We start from the raw sequence: 3,683 nt of genomic DNA on the forward strand, positions 1-3,683 counted from the left end.
ACCCTGCCCCCCGCACTCGACGGCCACCCCTTCCCCGGCGAGCCCCTCGGCTGCGCGATGAACATCTTCCGCCGCGCCGACATCCGCCCCGGCCACACCGTCGCCATCGTCGGCATCGGCTTCCTCGGCGCGATACTCACCCGCCTCGCCACCGACGCCGGTGCCCGCGTCATCGCCATCTCCCGCCGCGACGAATCGCTGGCGCTCGCCCGCCATTACGGTGCCGCCGACGTGATCCCCATGCACGATCACTGGGCGATCATCGAAAAGGTGAAGCGCCTGACGGACGACACGTTATGCGACCGGGTGATCGAGGCGGTGGGCAAGCAATGGCCCCTCGACCTCGCCAGCGCGATCACCGGCTTTGGCGGCAAGCTGATCGTCGCGGGCTATCATCAGGATGGCCCGCGCCAGGTGAACATGCAGGACTGGAACTGGAAGGGCATCGACGTGATCAACGCCCATGAACGCGATCCCGCGGTGCAGATGCGGGGTCTGCGCGACGCGGTGGAAGCGGTCGCGAGCGGGCGCATCGATCCCGCTCCGCTCTACACTCATCGCTATCAGCTCGCAGAACTCGGCGACGCGATCGCCGCGACCCGCGACAAGCCGCAAGGCTTCGTCAAGGCGCTGGTGACCTTCGGAGACGCGGCATGACGCGCCCGCGGATCGGCTTTCTCGGCGTCGGCTGGATCGGCCGCCACCGCATGCAGGCGATGCTGGAGACCGGACTGGTCGAAGCCGCAGCGATCGCCGACCCCTCGCCCGAGATGATCGCCGAGGCCATGAAGCTGGCGCCTCGCGCGCATGTCGTGGACGGGCTGGCGGCGATGCTGGCGACCGGGGTTGACGGCGTCGTCATCGCCACGCCGAGCGCGCTCCATGCCGAACAGTCGGTGGCGGCCTTGCAGGCGGGCGCCGCCGTGTTCTGCCAGAAGCCGCTTGGCCGCGATGCCGCCGAGGCGGCTCGCGTGGTGGACGCCGCGCGTACCGCCGACCGGCTCTTGTCGGTGGACTTCTCCTACCGCTTCACCGCCGGCATGCAGGCGATCCGCGAACTGGTGGCGAACGGTGCGCTCGGCCATGTTCAGGCGATCGATCTCGTCTTCCACAATGCCTACGGCCCGGACAAGCCGTGGTTCTATGACCGTGCGCAATCGGGCGGCGGGTGCGTGATGGATCTGGGTGTCCATCTGGTCGATCTCGCGCTCTGGGCGCTCGGCTTCCCGGAGGGTGATCCGGAGGTCACCGCGCAACTGTTCGCAAACGGGCGGCTGCTTGCCCCCGGTGCCGAGGCCGTGGAGGACTTCGCCACCGCCAGCATCGTGCTGCCGATGGGCACGGTGGTGCGCCTCACCTGCTCATGGCGGCTCCATGCCGGCCGCGATGCCGAAATCGCCGCCGCCTTTTATGGCACGGGAGGCGGCGCGGCGCTGCGCAATGTCGACGGCTCCTTTTACGACTTCGTGGCGGAGCGGTATCGCGGCACCCAGCGCGAAACGCTCGCCATGCCGCCGGAGGAATGGGGCGGTCGCGCCGGTGCCGACTGGGCGCGGAGGCTGGCCGCCGGCGAACGCTTCGATCCGGCGGCGGCGCAACTGGTCACCGTGTCGCAGGTGCTGGATCGCATCTACGGTCGGTAAACCGCACAAAGGCCCTTCCTGCGGCGCGGGAGGGGCCATTCGATCGATGGTATCGGTGAATGGCGCGCCCGGAACGATTCGAACGTCCGACCCTCAGATTCGTAGTCTGATGCTCTATCCAGCTGAGCTACGGGCGCGCATGGGCCATTTGAGACCTGTTTTCCACTGGCGCGCCCGGAACGATTCGAACGTCCGACCCTCAGATTCGTAGTCTGATGCTCTATCCAGCTGAGCTACGGGCGCGCTGTGGAGGTGGGCTCTTAGAAGCCGGCAGAAACGAACGCAAGAGTGTTGCTCGACTTTCTTCACTTTTCTACGGGTGCAAGCATGACGCCGTCGCCCCGCCCCTTCGCCCTGGCTTTGCTGATCAGCCTGTCGCTCGCCGCCTGCGCGCAGGACGACACCGTCTATCCCTCGCTGGGCGTGCGCCCGGTCGAGAAACTCGGTTTTGCCGAGCCGGAGGTCGAGCCGGCGGAAATCCGCCCCGACCCCGCGCTGGATGCCCGTATCGCCGAATGGAACGGCCAACTGGACACACTTGCCCGCGATTTCGACACGGAGGCACGGCAGGTCGAGACACAGGCACGCGCCGCACGGGGGCAGACGGTGGGGAGCGAGCCTTGGCTCGACGCGCAGGCCGGACTGGCACAACTGGACGATCGCCGCGCACAGCTTTCCGCGCTGGTCGCGACGATCGACGAGGCCGCGATCGACCGAGCCGCGCAGCTTGCCCCCGACTATCCCGCGTTGACCGCGCTCAAGACCCGCGCCGCGGCCGAGGGAACGCGGCAGAGCGCCCTGATCGACCGACTGCAAGCCGGCCTGCCTGCCGCCTGACGTCAGAACCCCCGGATCAGCGGCAGGATGGTCGAATAATCGTCCGTCCATGCCGGCACCCGCTCGGCATTCGTGATTGGCGCCCAGCCCGGATTGCGGTCGGCCAGCGCATCGATCACCCCCCGGTCCCGTGACAGGGCGATCCACAGCGATGCCGACGCATCCGTATCCAATGAAGAAGGATTGTAGTTGAACTGCATGCCATGCCAATCCCCGGTACGGGCGGCGGCAGCAACGACCGGCTCCAGGTCGAGAAAGCGGTTGGAGATATGGACGAGGAGCAGGCCGCGGGCGGAAAGAACGCGCGCATAGGTCTCGAACGCCTCGCGCGTCATCAGGTGCATCGGGATCGCATCGGACGAGAAGGCGTCCAGCGCCAGCAGGTCCAGGCTGTCGGGCGCCGCTTGCGACAGGCTGATCCGCGCATCGCCGAGCAGGATGGTCGGCCGCGGCAGGCAGCGCGACAGATAGCTGAACTGCCCGGTATCGCGCGCGATGCGGATGACGGCAGGATCGATCTCATAGAAGCGCCAGCTCTGACCGGGCCGGGCATAACAGGCGAGCGTTCCGGTCCCCAGGCCGACCACGCCGATCCGTGCGCCTGCGCCGTACAGGGCCGGCGCCAGCAGCATCGCCTGCCCCACGCCGGATCCGGGCGCGTAATAGGTGGTCGGCTGCCGTTCCCGCGCCGGCGATCCGCGAAGCTGTACGCCGTGAACGGTGGTACCGTGGTCCAGCTCGCGCCGGTCGGAGCGGATGTTGACCGTATAGACGCCGAAATAGCTGCGCGTCCGCGCCCCTGCATCCAGGCTGAGCGCGATGGCGCGGTATCCGCCGAACACGACCAGCGCACTGGCGAGCAGCAGGACATAGCCCATGCGCGCGCCGATCGTCAGCAGGCCCAGCGTCGCCAGCAGCAGAAAGGCGATGCCGTTCGCCGCCCCGGTCAGCCCGTCGGTGCGCAGCACCGCGATATCGATGCCGATCGCCAGGATCAGCGCCAGCCCGATCAGCATCACCCGCCCGTGCTTCGCCCATAGCCGCTGGATCTGCACCGCCAGGAACTGTTGCGGCACCAGCATCCCTGCGGCCAGGATCAGCAGCGGGTACTCGTACGTCCAGTCGAACAGCACCGGTGCCAGCAGCACGGCGAACACCCCGCCCAGCGCCCCGCCCGCCGACATCGCCAGATAGAAACCCGTC

General features: G+C 68.0%; 4 protein-coding genes and 2 tRNA genes. 3 read left to right on the top strand and 3 right to left on the bottom strand.

All coding sequences use genetic code 11. The annotated features are described in order from the left end of the window. Together Q0U08_RS18745 and Q0U08_RS18750 are read left to right on the top strand one after the other, a co-directional pair. Positions 1-657, top strand: a 657-nt coding sequence (locus Q0U08_RS18745) for a zinc-binding dehydrogenase (protein ID WP_298093248.1), incomplete at its 5' end; no start/stop codon positions are given. After that, positions 654-1,643, top strand: coding sequence for a Gfo/Idh/MocA family oxidoreductase (locus Q0U08_RS18750; RefSeq protein ID WP_298093250.1), 990 nt, complete (start codon positions 654-656; stop codon positions 1,641-1,643). The genes Q0U08_RS18745 and Q0U08_RS18750, both read left to right, overlap by 4 nt. 60 nt (positions 1,644-1,703) lie before the next feature. On the opposite strand, the gene Q0U08_RS18755 is transcribed toward Q0U08_RS18750, so the two are convergent. After that, positions 1,704-1,780, bottom strand: a tRNA-Arg gene (locus Q0U08_RS18755). A gap of 29 nt (positions 1,781-1,809) precedes the next feature. Continuing rightward, positions 1,810-1,886, bottom strand: a tRNA-Arg gene (locus Q0U08_RS18760). 84 nt (positions 1,887-1,970) lie between these two features. Between Q0U08_RS18760 and Q0U08_RS18765 the strand changes: the two genes are divergently transcribed. After that, positions 1,971-2,480: a hypothetical protein gene (locus tag Q0U08_RS18765; protein ID WP_298093251.1), complete on the top strand. Its 510-nt coding sequence runs from the start codon at positions 1,971-1,973 to the stop codon at positions 2,478-2,480. 2 nt (positions 2,481-2,482) lie between these two features. Here the strand turns inward: Q0U08_RS18765 and Q0U08_RS18770 are convergent. Then, a partial coding sequence (locus Q0U08_RS18770) for a spermidine synthase (protein ID WP_298093253.1) occupies positions 2,483-3,683 on the bottom strand: 1,201 nt, incomplete at its 5' end.

This window comes from uncultured Sphingomonas sp. (assembly GCF_946477935.1).
Lineage (GTDB): Bacteria > Pseudomonadota > Alphaproteobacteria > Sphingomonadales > Sphingomonadaceae > Sphingomonas.